Below are 15,733 nucleotides of genomic sequence, written 5' to 3'. Positions count from 1 at the left end.
GAGTCCTCAGATTACTGAGGCGCTAGTTGGCTTCCGACCCAGGGACAGGAGCGCCAGCAATCGGCAGGGGCTCGTACGGTTCTTCCAAGTACTCTAGCTCTGAATCCGTCAGGTCGGTATCGAGTGCTTCGACGGCTTGTTCGAGATGTTCGACGCTGGTGGTGCCGACGATCGGCGCATCAACGACGTCCTGGTGGAGTAACCACGCCAGCGAGAGCTGTGCCATCGTCACCCCCTTCTCCGCAGCGAGTTCCTCAACTCGCTCGTTGACGGCCGGTCCGCCGCCCATCCGGTATTCCTCGTGCGTCTCGGTGAGCTCTTCGCCGCGGGTCGTCGCCGTCATCTCTTCGTGGGGGCGGGTGAGGTATCCTTGTGCGAGCGGACTCCACGGGATGACGCCGATGTCTTCTTTCTCGCAGAAGGGGAACATCTCCCGCTCGCCTTCGCGGTAGACGAGGTTGTAGTGGTCCTGCATCGACACGAACTGTTCAAGATCTAGGTGCTCGCTGGTGTACAGTGCCTCGGCGAACTGGTGAGTCCACATCGACGACGCGCCGATGTATCGAACCTTCCCGCGTCGTACTGCGTCATCAAGGGCACGCAGCGTTTGCTCGATGGGTGTCTCGTAGTCCCACCGGTGGATCTGGTAGAGGTCAACGGTATCCATCCCCAGTCGGTCTAGCGAATTCTCCAGTTCCTGTTCGACAGTCTTCCGGGAGAGTCCCGACGCGTTCGGGTGTGGTTCGTCCGCATCGGAGAAGAGGTTCGTGGGGAAGTAGCATTTCGTGGCGACGACGTGTTCGTCGCGGTCGTACTCTCCGAGAACGTCCCCGATGATCTCCTCGGACTCCCCGTTCGAGTACGCGTTGGCCGTGTCGAAGAAGTTGATACCGAGGTCAATCGCGCGTTCGATGATCTCGCGCGAGCCCTCCTCGTCGAGCGTCCAGTCGTGCAAGTCGCTCACGCCGAAACTCATCCCGCCGAGACAGATGCGGCTGACCTCCATTCCGGTCGAACCGAGAGTCGTGTATTCCATGGTTATGGTTCTTCGAGGGCAGTTACTTCAGATCCGTCCGGTTCAGCCATGAAGGCGAGGTGGCTGAACGGCAAATCGGCATTCCGTGTGTTCCCGTGCCAGTGCTCTTCATCAGGCTCGAAGACGATCAGGTCGCCCTCCGAGACCTCACGTTCTCCGTTGCGGGTCGCGACGATCCCTTCGCCTTCAGTGACGTACAACACCTGTACGCCAGCATGCGTGTGGAATTTGGTTCGTTCTCCCGGTCGGAACGTAACTTCCACCGAGCGGACGGTGTTCCCGTCGAACTCGCTCGAAACACCATCCGAAACGAGCGCCGTCGTCACTTGGGCCGGGTGATCGGATTCTTCTCTATTAGCGGCCGGAACGTTTGTCACATCCATGTTTTGTACGTTTGCGAATTGCGGGTTTGATATCCAAGACTTCGATGCTATCTGGAAACCGTATTTAACTCCCGTCGTCTCTGAAGTGGCGAAGGGGATACCGAAGATCGGGTCTGAGAGACGGATAGGTCACGTAGGGAGAGCGCTCAGATCAGCTCACGTGTCCCGTTCAGCCTCCCCCAACCACTTCACCATCTCCGGGTCTCGGTGGTCGAAGAACTGGCTTTCTCCTTCGTCTAGTTCCGAAATCGTCTCCATTTCCTCCTTGGTGAGTTCGAAGTCGAAGACATCGAAATTCTCGGCGATCCGGTCGGCGTGAACCGACTTCGGAATGGCGACGATTTCGCGCTGGATGAGCCATCGAAGCACTACCTGTGCAGCGGATTTGCCGTGGCGGTCTCCGATCGTGGTCAACACGTCGTGTTCGAAGATGTCGTTCTGGCCTTCGGCGAACGGCCCCCACGACTCGTGTTGGATGTCCTGTTCCTCGAGGAATGCTGCATCCTCGGTTCGTTGGTAGAAGGGATGCGTCTCGATCTGATTGACGGCTGGGACGACATCGTTGTGGACCATGAGGTCCATCACCCGGTCGGGGTGGAAGTTGCTGACTCCAATGGCCCTGATCTTGCCGTCCTCGTAGAGGTCTTCCATAGCCTGCCACGAACAGTGGACGTCGCCGTAGGGCTGATGAATCAGAAACAGGTCGAGGTAGTCGAGGCCCAGTCGGTCCAACGATCGCTCGAACGCGTCCAACGTAGCCTCGTAGCCGGTGTCCTGCACCCAGAGTTTTGACGTAACGAACACCTCGTCTCGCGGCACGTCGCTCTTCTCGATTGCCCGCCCGACCGCCTCCTCGTTCTCATACGACGCCGCAGTATCGATGAGTCGATACCCTGTTTCGAGGGCTTCCGAAACACTTCGTTCGCACTCGTCGAGGTCCTCGATTTGATACGTGCCGAATCCGAGAATCGGCATCTCCACACCGTTGTTGAGTTCAACTGTCTTCATAGTAGGTCTCTGTCTACAAAATCAGAGGGACTACGGCCAGATAGCGACGGTGCTAATTGGAAACCGTGTTTAAGTGCTCCTGTGTTTGGAGTGCCGAAGAGAGTAGCTGACGCTCACCCCGCCTGAGGAGTCTCGAGAGCGAGGGTTGTGAGATGCCGAGTTCCGCAGCGAGCTCCTCGGTCGAGGTCTGGCGTGGGCTCTCGTAGTAGCCACGAGAGAGCGCGAGTGTCAGCGCCTCGTATTGCCGTTCAGTCAACCCAAACGGGATAGCATCGTCCGATGCAGCGGAAGTGGAGGTCATCGAGATGAGGTCGAGCGAGATCCCGTAGTTCTCACAGCGGGTCCGGGACTCCATGAACGCATCACGGTCCTTGTACACTTTCCTCTCGTACCATCCGTCCGGTGTGACGACGGTCGGCTCGAGTTTGGCCGCTACGGAACTGCCCCCACTGAATACTTCCGAGATCGCGTCGTCGAGGTCTATCGTAAGGTTGTGGACGGTTTGTTCGCCCGCGTAGCCGATTGTTGTCGCCTCTTGGACTTCGTCCAGCGATTCCAAGTCGGCTTCTGAGACATTGATCTCGGAATCAATTTTGACGATGAACATCCGGGCGTCCTGTTCGAAACAGAGTCCGTGAACGCACTCAATTTGGTCTGGCGGGAGTTTCTCAGCTCGAAAGGATGGCGCGCCGTTAGCGCATTTCTTCCTCTGAAAGATTTACTGAATTAATTCATGTGTGTCGGCCTCGTTCGGCTACATAAGAGATGATCTGGAACCAACTTTCATCTACTCGGACTGCTCGAGAAGTGTGTCGGGTGGTGAGCTAGATGTCTCGAACGCGAATCGCCGTTTCGTTCGTCCTCGCGAGCGTCTTCTTCGGCGGAACCTTCGTCGCTGCGAAAGCGGGACAGGCGTACATCCCGCCGCTGCTTTTCGTCGCCTTGCGCTTCGATATCGCGGCCGTTCTCCTGCTCGCCTACGCCGCGCTGACGACGCCGCGAGCGGACCTCGTTCCGCGCACGCGAGGCGATATCGCCGGCATCCTCGCCGCCGGCGTCTTCGCGATCGGACTGGCGAACGCGCTCCTGTTCGTCGGACAAGGGTACGTCTCGAGCGCGGTCGGATCGATCGTCTTCAGTCTCGTCCCGATCTTCTCGCCGCTTTTCGCCGGCGTCTTGCTCGCCGACGAGCGACTGACGCCGGCGGGGGCGGTCGGCACCGCGGTCGGACTCGTCGGCGTCGCGATGGTGATCGGGATCGATCCCGGGAACCTCTCGAGCGCGCTCGACTACGGCACCGCCATCGTCTTCGGCGGCGCCGTCAGCGCCGCACTCGGCGGCGTCCTGATTCGACGCGCCGAGACGACGACCTCGAGTACGGTTCGAACCGCCTGGGCGCTTCCCGTCAGCGCGCTCTTGCTCCACGCGATGAGTGTCGGCGCGGGCGAGTCGGTCGCCGCGATCGAGTGGACCGTCGGGGCGGTCGTCGCGCTGGTCTACGTCGGCGTCTTCGCTGGTGCGATCGCCTACATCGCGTACTTCGACCTCATCGACCAGGTCGGGGCTATTCGTTCGAGCCTGACGTTCTATGCGACCCCTGCTGTCGCCGCGATCGGCGGCTGGCTCGTCCTGGGCGAACAGCTTTCGGGACTCGCGGTCGCCGGATTCGCGGTGATCCTCGCTGGGTTCACTATCATCGGCTACCGCACAGTCGTGCCCGCGCTCGAGAGCGCGGTTCTTCGGACGATCCACCGCCTTCCGCCGATCCACCTCCACGGCGACGACCGCCGCGAGACGGGGTTCGAGACCGACGGCGACTGATGCTTGCGGTCGCCGCTACAGGACGTGATTTCGCACCGCCGCGACCGAGTGCGGCCAGTCGTCCTCGAGCGCTCCTAACTCGGCCTCGACTGCCGCCGGATTCGCCTGCATCCACGCCTCTTCGTCGTCGAGCGTCTCCGACCACTCCGCCTGCGAGTCGATGCCGAAATCCGCGGCCGTGTACGCGTCGCCGTCGACGGTGACGGTGCCGTGAACGTCGCCGCAGTTCGAACACCGCGTGGAAGCGATGATGAAGTACCGCTCGAGTCGTTGCTCGACCGAATCGTGTTCGCTCATACCCGCGTTGGTTCCGGTTTCGCATATGAACCCTCGGCCGAGAGCAGTCGCGGCGGAGAGGCTGTCGTCTCGTCTGCGGTCGATTTTTCGAACGGCGTTCACTCGAGCCACTCCGGCGTCCACTCGACGAGTCGTCGGCGAACCAGCGCGTACGCGACCGAGATGGCGATGCCGCAGACGATGGCGACGCTCACCCAGCCGTCGAAGACGAGCAACCCGGGTACCGCGAGCCCGACCGCCAGGGCGGCGTCTTCCGGCGCGCCGTCGTATCGAACCCACCGGCGCGGTCGGATCCACGTAGAGCGGACGTGGTCGTAGACCGCGCGTTCGCTCCGGTGGGTCCACGGATCCATCTCGGGACCCCCTCCGAGCGCGTCGCTCGCCGAGTGGAGCCAGGCGGCGACCGCGGCGGCCGCGAGCGCGGCGGTGATCGCCGTCGGAACGAGCAGTGCGACGACGATACCGAGCGCGGCGAGGGGTGCGCCGAGCACGGGCGCGTGAAAGGTTCGCCGGTGCTCGAGGAGGAGATCGAAGTCGGGCGCGAGTCCGCCACAGATCGCGCCGATAGCGAGCGGGACCACGAGTTCGGGAACGGCGTATGCGATTGGAGCGACGACTGCGAGCCCCGCGAACACGTGCGTCGTCGCCATCATACCGGGACGGACGGCCGCGAACGGGAAAACTGTGTGCGAATCGGCGTCCGATTCGACGCAGCAATTATTGTTGCGTCCCGCCCTAGTCCGACCCATCAGATGGCTGTCCGTCGCAGACGCGACCTCACGTTCGAAATCCCGGTGGTGGAGCGATGACGTTGCGCGAGCGAGCCGGGAGCGGCGAGCCGACCCACCGGCTCGTCACTCGCTCGCTGCCCGGCGTCAGAGACTCGGACGACGCCGGCCGCGTGACCGCAGAAAACCGGGTCGTCGACATCCTCCTCGAGTACGGATCTGCCGTCAACCTTCGAATCGATCCGAAGCACGGTCAGTTCGAAACCGTCCGAAGCGAGTTAGCGCGGGTGCCGGAATCGGAGCAAGTCCTCGCCGGCTCTGGGCGGGAGTTCCGGGCGTCGCTCCCGGCGGATCGGCCGCTCGTCGAGTCGGTGCTGGAACTCCCCGCCGACGCGACCGATGCGTGGGTCGACCGCACGTTCTCCCTCGAGGCGTTTGCGATCCTGACCGAAGAGTCGTGGCTGTATTACTCGGTCCCTCACGAGACGCATATCCGCGAGTGCAACGCGAGCGAGCGCGACGAACTCGTCGCGACGCTGAACGAAGCGCTGGAGCAGGTTCCGGGGTCGGCCGTCGTTCCCGTCGATGGGGTCACCTCGTGGACGACCGACGGCGCGCGCTACGAACTGACGTGGGATCGTCTGAAACGCAATCCGGACGCGAACGGCTCCGTTGCGTACGATCTCGAGCGGCTCCAGCGCGTTCGCGTGGGAACGACAGAACCCGCTCTTCGGTTCGACTGGAGACCAGCGTCTGCCGAATCGGTGCCCCGCCGTGCGTGGTGGTGGCTTCGGGACTCCGAAGCGGCGAGGCCACCGACCCGCGTTCGCGTTCTCGACTCAGCGCGAGCACGGGAGATCCTCGACGCATTCGACCGGCTCCGATCGTCGCTCGAGTACTCGTACGAAGTCGGTGATTCCGACTCGAGGTAGCGGAGCTCGACTCAAGATAGCGGAGCTGGACTCGAGGTTTCGACTAGCGTCCCTGGAGGTTCTCGCCCTGATAGCTCCCGTCGTAGGCCTCTTCGTGGTCGGCCTCGACGAGCACCAACTGGGCGATTCGGGCACCGCGCTGGATCTCGATGTCGTGGTGGACCTGCAGGAGTCCCTCGCCGCGGCCCTCGTAACCGGCGTCCCAGACCGCCGTGTTGAGCATACAGGAGTTGCGCATCAGCGACGAGCGCGGGTAGACGAAGCCGATGTGACCGTCGGGGATCTCGATCCGCTCGCCGTAGCGAGCGACGTAGGCTCCCTCGGGGAGGTAGTACGTCTGGGGCATCTTCTCCTCGAGTTCCTCGAGAGGTCGGGCGACCCGCTCGCCGACTGACTTACCGTCTTTCGTGATACGGCCTGGCTCGAGTTGCTCGAAGACGATCTCGAGGGTGAGATCGACGCCGTTTGGCTGGATCTGCTCGTCGGTCGCCGGCGAAACGTGGTCGGCGACGAAGGCACCGGAACGGAACATACGCTCGAGAACGGAACGGAACCGGCAAAAACGTGTCGCGTTCTCCCTGGTTCGCGGCGGTGTCCCATCCCATACTCATTGCCATCACGCACCCCCCGATACCCCTACACGCACACTTGTATGTCTCGTGCGCGGAAGATGGTGGACGTAAACGGGCGTGTACTTTTACCGCAACATTTGCGCCAACAGTGCCCATTTTACTGGAACTAGCATGGTCGACCCGGATAGAAACACGCTGGATTTATCAGGACGGAAAGCCGAGATTCGGACGCTATGGGACAGACTCTTACCGAAAAGATTCTCGAGGATCACCTCGTCGAGGGCGAACTCGAAACTGGCGAGGAGATCGGCATCGAGATCGATCAGGTTCTGACACAGGATACGACTGGGACGATGGTTTGGCTGCAGTTCGAAGCGATGGGGCTGGACGAGGTCCAGACCGAAATCGCTGCCCAGTACTGCGACCACCAGACCTACCAGTTCGACTTTAAGAACACGGACGACCACCGCTTCCTGCGCTCTGCGGCCGGCACCTTCGGTGCCCACTTCTCCCGGCCCGGAAACGGTATCTGTCACAACGTCCACCGCGAGAACTTCGCCGCACCCGGCAAGACGCTGCTCGGCTCGGACAGCCACACCCCGACCCCCGGCGGACTCGGCGAACTCGCGATCGGCGCCGGCGGTATCGACATCACCGTCGCGATGGGCGGCGCGCCCTACTACGTCGAGATGCCCGAAGTCGTCAACGTTCGCCTCGAGGGCGAGCTTCCCGAGTGGGCGACCGCCAAGGACATCATCCTCGAGATGCTCCGACGACTCACCGTCAAAGGTGGCGTCGGCAAGATTCTCGAGTACACCGGCCCCGGCGTCGAGACGCTCACCGCACCCGAGCGGATGACGATCACCAACATGGGCACGGAACTCGGTGCGACGACGTCGATATTCCCGACCGACCACCAGACCGAGGATTACCTCGAACGGCTCGGTCGCGGAGACGAGTACGTCGAACTCCAGCCCGACGACGACGCGGAGTACGACGACGAGATCGTCGTCGACCTCTCGGACCTCGAGCCGCTGGTCGCCCAGCCTTCGATGCCCGACAAGGTCGTTCCCGTCAGCGAGGTTGCCGGTCAGGACGTCGAGCAGGTCATCGTCGGCTCCTGTACCAACGGCGGCTACGAGGATATCCTCCCCGTCGCCAAGATGCTCGAAGGCCGCGAGGTCGCGATGGAAACCGAGACGATCGTCGCGCCCGGTTCCAAACAGGCCTCCGAAATGCTCGCACGAGACGGCTGGGTCGCCGAGATGATGGCGGCCGGCGTCAACTTCTCCGAAGCGACCTGCGGTGCCTGTATCGGGATCGGCCACGTGCCGGCCTCCGATTCGGTCTCCATGCGAACCTTCAACCGCAATTTCGAGGGCCGCTCGGGCATCGAAGACGACAACGTCTTCCTCTGCTCGCCCGAGGTCGCCGCCGCCGCGTCGATCGCCGGCGAAATCGTCGATCCGCGGGATCTCGAGGACGAACTCGACGATCTCGAGGCACCGGGCGTCGAACTCCCCGACGAGTACGACGGCTCCAAGACCGACCTCATCGCACCCGACGAGGCGGTCGACGACGAACTCATCAAAGGACCGAACATCGGCGACGTCCCGATCCGAGACCAGCTCGGCTCGGCGGTCTCCGGTGAGGCGCTCTTGAAGATGGAAGACAACATCACGACCGACCACATCATCCCTGCAACGCAGGACATCCTGATGTACCGGTCGAACGTCCCGAAACTCTCGGAGTTCACCCTCTCGCGCGTCGACGACACGTTCGCCGAGCGCGCGCTCGAGGCCGACGGCGGCTTCCTCGTCGCCGGCGAGAACTACGGACAGGGCTCCTCGCGTGAACACGCGGCGCTGTGTCCGATGTACCTCGGTATCGAGGGCGTCCTCGCACAGAGCTTCGCCCGGATCCACCGCGCGAACCTCTTTAACTTCGGTATCGTCCCACTGACGATCGACGATGACACCTACGAGAACATCGATCAGGGCGACGAGATCGAAATCGTCGACGATGTCTACGACGCAGTCGCGAGCGGACAGGAGGAGTTCACCGTCCGCGTCAACGACGACTACGAGGTCACGGCGACGCTCGATGCCTCCCAGCGCGAACGCGACATTCTCGCCGCTGGCGGCAAACTCTCCTGGACGAAAGAACAGGCCCAGGGTAGCGGCGCAGCGCCCGCCGACGACTGATCGAACTCGGCGGGTATCGAACCCGGAGAGTTCCCGACGTTCGGCTCGCGGTTTTGCGTTTTTCCTTTCTTTTACCGTCGTTCCTCGAGCGGGTAGGTACCGATCTGGTCGCCGTCGAGCAGCTATTTAGGCGGCTGGACGCTACTGGCTATCCGAATGCCTGAGTTCGAGAACGCGGGCTACCGGCGACTGTTCGGGGGCGACGGACTCACGTTCGGGACTGGATTCCCGCTCACCGGCGCGAACCGCTCGAGGCCGGACGTCGATGAGGAGTTGCGACTCGCCCAGCGCGCCGAATCGCTCGGCTTCGACGCGCTCTGGTGTCGGGATGTGCCGACCTACTGGCCGAAATTCGGCGACGCGGGCCAGACGTTCGATCCGTGGACGTGGCTCTCGCAGGTCGCCGCCGTCACCGACGAAATCGCGCTCGGGACGGCCAGTATCGTCCTCTCGCTTCGCCACCCGCTTCACGTCGCCAAGGCCGCGGCGAGCGTCGACCGACTCTCCTCGGGCCGGCTCGTCCTCGGCGTGGCGACCGGCGACAGGGATCCCGAGTTCCCCGCCTTCGGCGTCGATCCCGAGGATCGAGGCGCGCTCTTTCGGGACGCGATCGAGGTCCTCCGCGCGGTCTGGCGCGAGGACGCGCCCGAACTCGAGACCCGCTGGGGACGGCTCGAAGGTGATCTCAAGATCGTTCCGAAGCCGACGACAGAGGCGCTGCCCCTGCTCCCGACGGGCCACGCCCGACAGGACTTGGAGTGGATCGCCGACCGCGGCGACGGCTGGCTGTTCTATCATCTGCCGGAGTCGACCCTCGAGAGCTTCCTCGCTGACTGGCGCGACCTCGCGGGCGAGAAGCCGTTCTGCATGGCGATGGGTGTCGAGTTCGCCGACGATCCGGACGCCGATCCGACGCCGATTCATCAGGGGATGCGGGCCGGATCCGAGTGGTTCCGCGAGTACTTTCGGGATCTCCGGGATCTGGGCGTCGACCACGTCATCGTCAATCTCGCCACCGAAGATCGAGAGCGGGCGCTCGAGACGTTCGAAGCCGAGATACTCGCCGAACTGCCGTAACCCGATACGCGATCTCACGGTCGTTCACGGTGGGCATTCGCAGTGATCGGGCTTGCCGGCCGCTCAAACTGGGACTTTGCGGTGATCGTTCGTGGCGCCCGCTCGAGAATCAGTGCTCGAGAATCAGGTCACTCCCCGTCCGTCGATTCGTCCGCGTCGGAGTCGGGTTCGCTCGCGACCGACCCGGCGACGCGTTTGGCGACCATCGTGGGAACGTCGGATGGCATTGTGAGCAGCCGATCGAAGAGGACGAGCCCGACCGCGAGGACGAGCAACGCGCCGCCGATGAGCGGTTCGTCGCGGACGAACGCGAACTCGAGCCCGGCGAGGGCGGCGGGGATCGCGAAGACGAGAATGCCCGCGAATTTGATCGTGTCGATGATGCCGGCCATTGGATCGGGGTATGGTCGACAGCCTCAAAAAGACGCCGACGTCTGCCGACCCGGAACGGCTTTGGCTCGCCGCCCGCCTAGGCTCATCTACGACATGTTCACGGGAATCGTCGAGGAGACCGGGGAGATACTCGCGCGCGAGCAGACCGACGACGGCCTCCGATATCGGATCGGGGCCGAGGTGGTCGCCGCGGGCCTCGAGCACGGCCAGAGCATCAGCGTCAGCGGGGCCTGTCTCACGGTCGAACGGTTCGAAGCGCGCTCGTGGTTCGAGGTCTTTCTCGCCAGCGAGACAGTCGAGCGGACCTACCTCGGCGACCTCGTCGAGGGCGACCTCGTCAACCTCGAGCGGGCGATGGCTGCCGACGGCCGGTTCGACGGCCACGTGGTCCAGGGCCACGTCGACGCCGTCGCGACGGTCGAGTCGATCGAATCCGTCGGCGAGGACTGGTACTTCGAGTTCGCGCTCCCCGAGGGGTACGACCGCTACGTCGTCGAAAAGGGCTCGATCACCCTCGACGGAATTAGCCTCACGGTCGCGGATCTCACGGCTGACGGGAACGTGACGGTCGCGATCATCCCGACCACCTACGACGAAACGGCCCTCTCCGAGAAATCGCCCGGCGACCCGGTCCACCTCGAGGTCGACGTGCTCGCGAAGTACGTCGAACGGTTGATGGAATCGCACCTCGAGTAACCGTTCTCCGTCGGTACTGATCGCGACTGGACGCGACCGACCAGTTCGCCGGCAGAAAGCTATTCTGACGCCGAGACCGAAACGAGACCCATGCGAGTTCTCGTTGCGGGCGCTCACGGACAGGTCGGACAGCACGTCACGAGCATCGTGGCCGACAGTTCCCACGATTCGCGGGGCATGGTCAGAAGCGAAGACCAGGTCGAGGACATCGAAGCGCTCGGGGCCGAACCCGTGGTCGCGGACCTGACGGCGGATATCGGTCACGCCGTGGAGGACTGTGACGCTATCGTGTTCGCCGCCGGTTCGGGCGGTGACGACGTCTGGGGCGTCGACCGCGACGGGGCGATACGCCTCATCGAAGCCGCCGAGCGCCAGGGCGTCGACCGCTTCGTCATGCTCAGCTCCCTCGGTGCGGACACGCCGTCCATGGCTCCCGAAGCGCTCCGCGACTATCTGAACGCGAAAGCCGAAGCGGACGAGCGGCTTCGGGAGAGTGATCTCACGTACACCATCGTTCGTCCCGGCGAACTCACCACCGAGGAGGGGACGGGTCGCGTTCGGACGGCCGCAGATCTCGAGCGGAAAGACGGCGACATTCCGCGCGAAGACGTCGCGTGCATGCTCGTGACCGCGATTCCGATGGAGAGTACGTACGACCGTACCTTCGAGGTGCTCTCGGGCGACGAGCCGATCGAAACGGCGCTCGAGGATCCGCTTTGAGGAAGGGCGGCGCGCGAGGAATGTGGCGCGCGATGAGTAACTGGTGAACGTTCTCGCGAGCCGACGCCGCCCCCTCGCGGAGCCGACTCGAGAGATTCGACCCTACCGCTGGCTCGGCTCGAATTCCGTCTTCTCGGGTGTCAGGTCTCGATTGCCCGCGTCGTCGCGAACTTCGCGGTAGGTCTGGCGGTAGCGGTCGATTTTCCGGTAGAGGTAGTAGCCGAAGACGGCGTTGAAGACGATAATGAAGCCCACGAACGCGACGCCGGGACCGATCGGGAGCAGCGCCGTTCCCAGTCCGGGGACGAACTGCACGCTGAAGTTGTACGTGCCGTGGATTATCGCGGCGATGAGGATCCCCTTGACGACGAGGGGGCCGGCGTTGCGCGGATTGAACTTCGCCAGCCCCAGGTAGAAGCCGGCGATCGTCGAGTAGATGACGTGGCCGGGACCCGCGAGCGCCCGCGTCGTCGCGATCTCGCTCGCGCCGACGAGGAGCCCGGTGCCGGCCTCGAGGTCGGCGAGGTAGCTGCCGATGTAGAGGGTGTTCTCGATCGAGGCGAACCCGAGCCCCGCCACCGCGCCATAGACCGCACCGTCGATAACCGCGTCGAAACTGTCGCTTCGATAGGCGTAGACGCGCACGGCGACCATCTTGATCGTCTCCTCAACGGGACCGACGACCAGGAAGAAAAACAGGAAACTGCCGAGGAGCGTCGCCTCGCTGATGAACAGCCCGGCGGCGGAGTTGACGATCGCGGCGACGGGCGCGAGCAGGATTATGAGGACGTAGGTCGCGACGAGAAGTCTGAGCGGCTCTTTGGTCGTGATATCGACGTACCAGACGTACGCCGCGAGCAGCGCCGCGGGGACGACCGAGAGCAAGAAGAAGACGCTCACGAGCGGTTCCTCGGCGACGACGATAGCCGGGGACAGCAAAATCGCGGCCGTGATAATCACCGCAGTCAGCAGGAGGATAGCAGGCAAGCCGTAGCTGATACCGTCGTAAACCCTGCAGGCGATCTTATCAGGCAGCGTTCGCGGTTCCCAGGTCGATACCTCCTGTAAGTCCCTCGAGTCGTCCGCGGACCGTTCGATCAGATCGCGTCGCCGTGCCATACGTACCGCATTACGGCCGCCCGGAAAGACGTTTTCACCGTCTGAACACGGAATCCACAAAGGCCTGCCCGCCGAACGGACGCGTATGCACTTCGACCAACGAACCCAGCGCGCGCTTCGAGCCGTCGGCCTCGAGACCGCGGACCTCCGCGAGGCGTCCGCGGCCGTCGTCGACGCCGTCGCGGCCGACGCCGAGGAACTCGAGTTCTTCTTCGAGACACACGACACGGTCTACTCCGATATGGACATGGCACACTCGAGCGAGACGTACCCCGAACACGCCGTCGACTATCTGGACCTGATGACTCACGCCGACGAGATGCGTGGCTGGCTTCGATTCGATAGCTGGGGCGTCTACGTCGAGGACGGGCGGGTCCTCGAGGACGACTACGTCGAGTTGACACTCGGCCCGACGATCGACGGCCGGGTCAGATTCGCGCCGGACCGAGAGACGCTGCGATGATCGGGGGTAGTTCCGCGAGGCGACGCGTTGTGACGGTCTGGGACGGTTCCGCGGGCGGTCAACAGTCACGAGCGGAGGGTGATCGATGACGGCGGTTCGCGTTCGAGGCATCTACACGACGGCGCTCACCCGCCTGCTCACCGAGGCCGGGTTCGACGTCGTCCAGGCCTCCGATCCGATCCGCGAGCGGTTTGACGACGAGTTCGCGATCGCCCCCGCCGCGGTCGCCCTCGAGACGACCCGCGACAGACGGGGCGTCGGGATCTCGGGCCCGCCGGCGGCCGTCGAGGCGGTCGCCGACGAACTCGACTCTCTCGCGATCGACACCTTTCGGTGGGAGAGCGAGACACCCGAGGGTGCCGTCTTCGACGCCGAGGTGCTCGAGGCCGCGGGCGGCAGCGGCGCAATCGTCGACCTCGACGACGGGCGTCGGGGCTATCTCAATTACGACGACGCCGACGGCTACGTCGACTCCGGCGACCGATATCGCGTGCAGGTTCGCGACTCGACCCCGCCGTGGGCCGACGACCGTCCGCGGGTCGTCTCGACCCGCGAGGTTCGCAGTGGGCTCTGTACGCTCTCTCGAGATCGTACCGGCGTCTCGGCGGCGCTCTCGGGCAAGCGCGCGAACGAACTCGTCGGCATGACAGACCTGCTCTCGACGGACGTTCCCGAGGGCTGGGGGCTCCGCTGGCACCACGCCGCCGCCGACGCGGATCTCGAGGCGCTGGGGGAGGCGCTGGATCGAGTCGTCGACCGCGCCGCGGCGCTCGAGGACGAACTGGCCGACGCACCGGTCGAACCGGGTGAGCCGTCGCAGCTGGTCGCACCGCGGTCGACGGTCTGGCTATGGTTCGGCCGACGCTCTCGGTTCGCACTCGACGAGGCTCGACGCGCCGTCGAGACGACGATGCCGGGCCACCACCGGACCAAGGCCGCCGACAGGGCGGCGAGTTCGGCCGTCGACTTCGCGGAGGCCGTCTGTGCCACTCCCGCGGCCGCCTTCGACTCGGACGACGCGTCCGGATCGGGTGCGGACGCACAGTTCCCCTTCGCCGCCGTCGCCGAACAGTTCGGCCCGCTCGCGGGCGACCGCCTCGAGATCGGCCACGGGAAACCCGACGGACGACTGTTCTCGCTCGGGTCGGGCACCGTCACCGAGTGGGACCCCGAGGGAAAACTCACGCTCGAGCGCTCGATGAGCGCCGGCGGCAGCTACGACGCGCTCGGAACCCCGAAAGAAGACGGCGACACGGCCGTGACGAAGTTCCGCGAGGGCCGCTGGTGGTATCCGACGACGTACAAGGCTGACGACGGTTCGACGAAAGGCACCTACGTGAACGTCTGTACGCCGGTCGAACTCTTTCCCGGGACGGCCCGGTACGTCGACCTCTATATCGACGTGATTCGCTCGCCCGAGGCAACGTCGACATTGTCGACGAGGCCGAACTCGAGGCCGCCGTCGAGGACGGACTCGTTTCGACGAACCTCGCGGAGAAAGCGCGGAGCGTCGCGGGAGCCGTCGAACGAGCGCTCTCGAAGTGATCCGGTCCTGTAGCGGATCGGGCGGTTCGTTCTCGTAGCGGCTCGAGCGGTTCGTTCTCGTAGCGGCTCGAGCGGTGAAACGTCCCGGAACAGCTGTCTGTCCGAAATCGAGGTCGTTCGAAGTCGCGATCAGTCCGAAGCCGTCACGATGTCGTCGATATCCGCGCCCGTTTCGCCGGTGAGGCCCGTCGTCGGAAGGAGGTGCACGTAATCGTCGAGATCGAGTGCAAAGTCGCGAGCGGTTTGCGGGTCGACCCAGCGAAACTCGAACTCGGAGCCGTGTTCCCCGCCGCCGTCGGTCACGGTGTGCGTCCATCTATCGCGCGGTTCGTGGATTCGTGAGTGAAAGAAGTGGCGCACGTACCGCTTCGGCGGCGACCGCCGTCGCGTCCAGACGTCGGTCGAGAGGTGGCGAGTCGCGCTGAGCGCCCCGAGGCCGCTCTCCTCGACGACCTCCCTAAATAGCGCCTCTCGAGGGGTTTCGCCGGGCTCGAGGGTCCCCTTCGGAATCTGGAGGCCGTCGTGTCCCGGCCCCTCGAACACCAGCAACTTGCCCGTGTCGCGGGTGATGTAGGCGCAGGCTTTCTGGACGTGCGTGACGTTTTCCATGATATAGCCTCACAGCGGCCGGTGTGAAAAGCGTACCCTGAAGGGTATTAAGTGTGATTAAGGGGTTTCGGCCTGAAATAGTCACCTCTCCCAATTTGTGGTGGTGGCAACCGGACTGGACAGCACCGAC

16 protein-coding genes and 2 pseudogenes are annotated in these 15,733 nt (G+C 64.0%); 8 read left to right on the top strand and 10 right to left on the bottom strand.

From position 1 onward, the window contains the following. Window positions 1-22 precede the first annotated feature (22 nt). The 4 genes from EL22_RS11755 to EL22_RS11740 form a co-directional block, all read right to left on the bottom strand. Window positions 23-1,036, bottom strand: coding sequence for an aldo/keto reductase (locus EL22_RS11755; protein ID WP_050051685.1), 1,014 nt, complete (start codon window positions 1,034-1,036; stop codon window positions 23-25). Between the two features lie 2 nt (window positions 1,037-1,038). Beyond that, entirely contained in the window at window positions 1,039-1,419 is a 381-nt protein-coding gene (locus tag EL22_RS11750) for a cupin domain-containing protein (RefSeq protein WP_050051684.1), read from the bottom strand. A 156-nt stretch (window positions 1,420-1,575) separates the two neighbouring features. Next, entirely contained in the window at window positions 1,576-2,427 is an 852-nt protein-coding gene (locus EL22_RS11745; protein WP_050051683.1) for an aldo/keto reductase, read from the bottom strand. 52 nt (window positions 2,428-2,479) lie between these two features. Then, the gene (locus EL22_RS11740) at window positions 2,480-3,034 is read right to left on the bottom strand and encodes a helix-turn-helix domain-containing protein (protein ID WP_050051682.1); all 555 of its coding nucleotides are present in this window, start codon (window positions 3,032-3,034) and stop codon (window positions 2,480-2,482) included. 221 nt (window positions 3,035-3,255) lie between these two features. Here EL22_RS11740 and EL22_RS11735 point away from each other — a divergent pair, with 221 nt between their 5' ends. Next, entirely contained in the window at window positions 3,256-4,248 is a 993-nt protein-coding gene (locus EL22_RS11735) for a DMT family transporter (RefSeq protein ID WP_050051681.1), read from the top strand. A gap of 15 nt (window positions 4,249-4,263) precedes the next feature. On the opposite strand, the gene EL22_RS11730 is transcribed toward EL22_RS11735, so the two are convergent. Continuing rightward, a complete protein-coding gene (locus EL22_RS11730) occupies window positions 4,264-4,545 on the bottom strand; it encodes a hypothetical protein (protein ID WP_156184115.1) in 282 nt (93 codons plus the stop codon). A gap of 98 nt (window positions 4,546-4,643) precedes the next feature. Beyond that, a complete protein-coding gene (locus tag EL22_RS11725) occupies window positions 4,644-5,198 on the bottom strand; it encodes a hypothetical protein (RefSeq protein WP_050051679.1) in 555 nt (184 codons plus the stop codon). A gap of 152 nt (window positions 5,199-5,350) precedes the next feature. Here EL22_RS11725 and EL22_RS11720 point away from each other — a divergent pair, with 152 nt between their 5' ends. After that, a complete protein-coding gene (locus EL22_RS11720; protein ID WP_197075894.1) occupies window positions 5,351-6,205 on the top strand; it encodes a hypothetical protein in 855 nt (284 codons plus the stop codon). A gap of 43 nt (window positions 6,206-6,248) precedes the next feature. Here the strand turns inward: EL22_RS11720 and EL22_RS11715 are convergent. Next, window positions 6,249-6,740, bottom strand: a pseudogene (locus tag EL22_RS11715) (deoxyuridine 5'-triphosphate nucleotidohydrolase); the annotation flags it as partial. A gap of 270 nt (window positions 6,741-7,010) precedes the next feature. Between EL22_RS11715 and EL22_RS11710 the strand changes: the two are divergent. Then, window positions 7,011-8,981 carry an aconitate hydratase gene (locus tag EL22_RS11710; RefSeq protein WP_050051677.1) on the top strand — a complete coding sequence of 657 codons (1,971 nt, stop codon included), beginning with the start codon at window positions 7,011-7,013 and terminating at the stop codon, window positions 8,979-8,981. Between the two features lie 156 nt (window positions 8,982-9,137). Beyond that, on the top strand, window positions 9,138-10,058 hold the full coding sequence (locus tag EL22_RS11705) for an LLM class oxidoreductase (RefSeq protein WP_050051676.1): 921 nt from the start codon (window positions 9,138-9,140) through the stop codon (window positions 10,056-10,058). A gap of 128 nt (window positions 10,059-10,186) precedes the next feature. On the opposite strand, the gene EL22_RS11700 is transcribed toward EL22_RS11705, so the two are convergent. Further along, complete coding sequence (locus EL22_RS11700) at window positions 10,187-10,450, bottom strand: hypothetical protein (protein WP_050051675.1); 264 nt, start codon at window positions 10,448-10,450, stop codon at window positions 10,187-10,189. Window positions 10,451-10,544: 94 nt separating this feature from the next. Here EL22_RS11700 and EL22_RS11695 point away from each other — a divergent pair, with 94 nt between their 5' ends. Together EL22_RS11695 and EL22_RS11690 are read left to right on the top strand one after the other, a co-directional pair. Then, the gene (locus EL22_RS11695; protein ID WP_050051674.1) at window positions 10,545-11,147 is read left to right on the top strand and encodes a riboflavin synthase; all 603 of its coding nucleotides are present in this window, start codon (window positions 10,545-10,547) and stop codon (window positions 11,145-11,147) included. A 90-nt stretch (window positions 11,148-11,237) separates the two neighbouring features. Then, window positions 11,238-11,867 carry an SDR family oxidoreductase gene (locus EL22_RS11690; RefSeq protein WP_050051673.1) on the top strand — a complete coding sequence of 210 codons (630 nt, stop codon included), beginning with the start codon at window positions 11,238-11,240 and terminating at the stop codon, window positions 11,865-11,867. A 102-nt stretch (window positions 11,868-11,969) separates the two neighbouring features. Here EL22_RS11690 and EL22_RS11685 read toward each other — a convergent pair whose 3' ends face one another. Then, entirely contained in the window at window positions 11,970-12,986 is a 1,017-nt protein-coding gene (locus EL22_RS11685; RefSeq protein ID WP_050051672.1) for a PrsW family intramembrane metalloprotease, read from the bottom strand. 85 nt (window positions 12,987-13,071) lie between these two features. Between EL22_RS11685 and EL22_RS11680 the strand changes: the two genes are divergently transcribed. Together EL22_RS11680 and EL22_RS11675 are read left to right on the top strand one after the other, a co-directional pair. Continuing rightward, window positions 13,072-13,449 (top strand): hypothetical protein, encoded by a 378-nt coding sequence (locus EL22_RS11680; RefSeq protein WP_050051671.1) that lies wholly within the window; start codon window positions 13,072-13,074, stop codon window positions 13,447-13,449. 85 nt (window positions 13,450-13,534) lie between these two features. Beyond that, window positions 13,535-14,994: pseudogene (locus tag EL22_RS11675) on the top strand (DUF402 domain-containing protein). 129 nt (window positions 14,995-15,123) lie between these two features. On the opposite strand, the gene EL22_RS11670 reads toward EL22_RS11675, so the two are convergent. Then, window positions 15,124-15,603, bottom strand: a complete 480-nt coding sequence (locus tag EL22_RS11670; RefSeq protein ID WP_050051670.1) for an NUDIX domain-containing protein — start codon at window positions 15,601-15,603, stop codon at window positions 15,124-15,126. Window positions 15,604-15,733: the final 130 nt, after the last annotated feature.

It is taken from the genome of Halostagnicola sp. A56 (genome assembly GCF_000691505.1).
Classification (GTDB): Archaea; Halobacteriota; Halobacteria; order Halobacteriales; family Natrialbaceae; genus Halostagnicola.
This window is presented reverse-complemented; position numbering and strand designations above follow the sequence as displayed.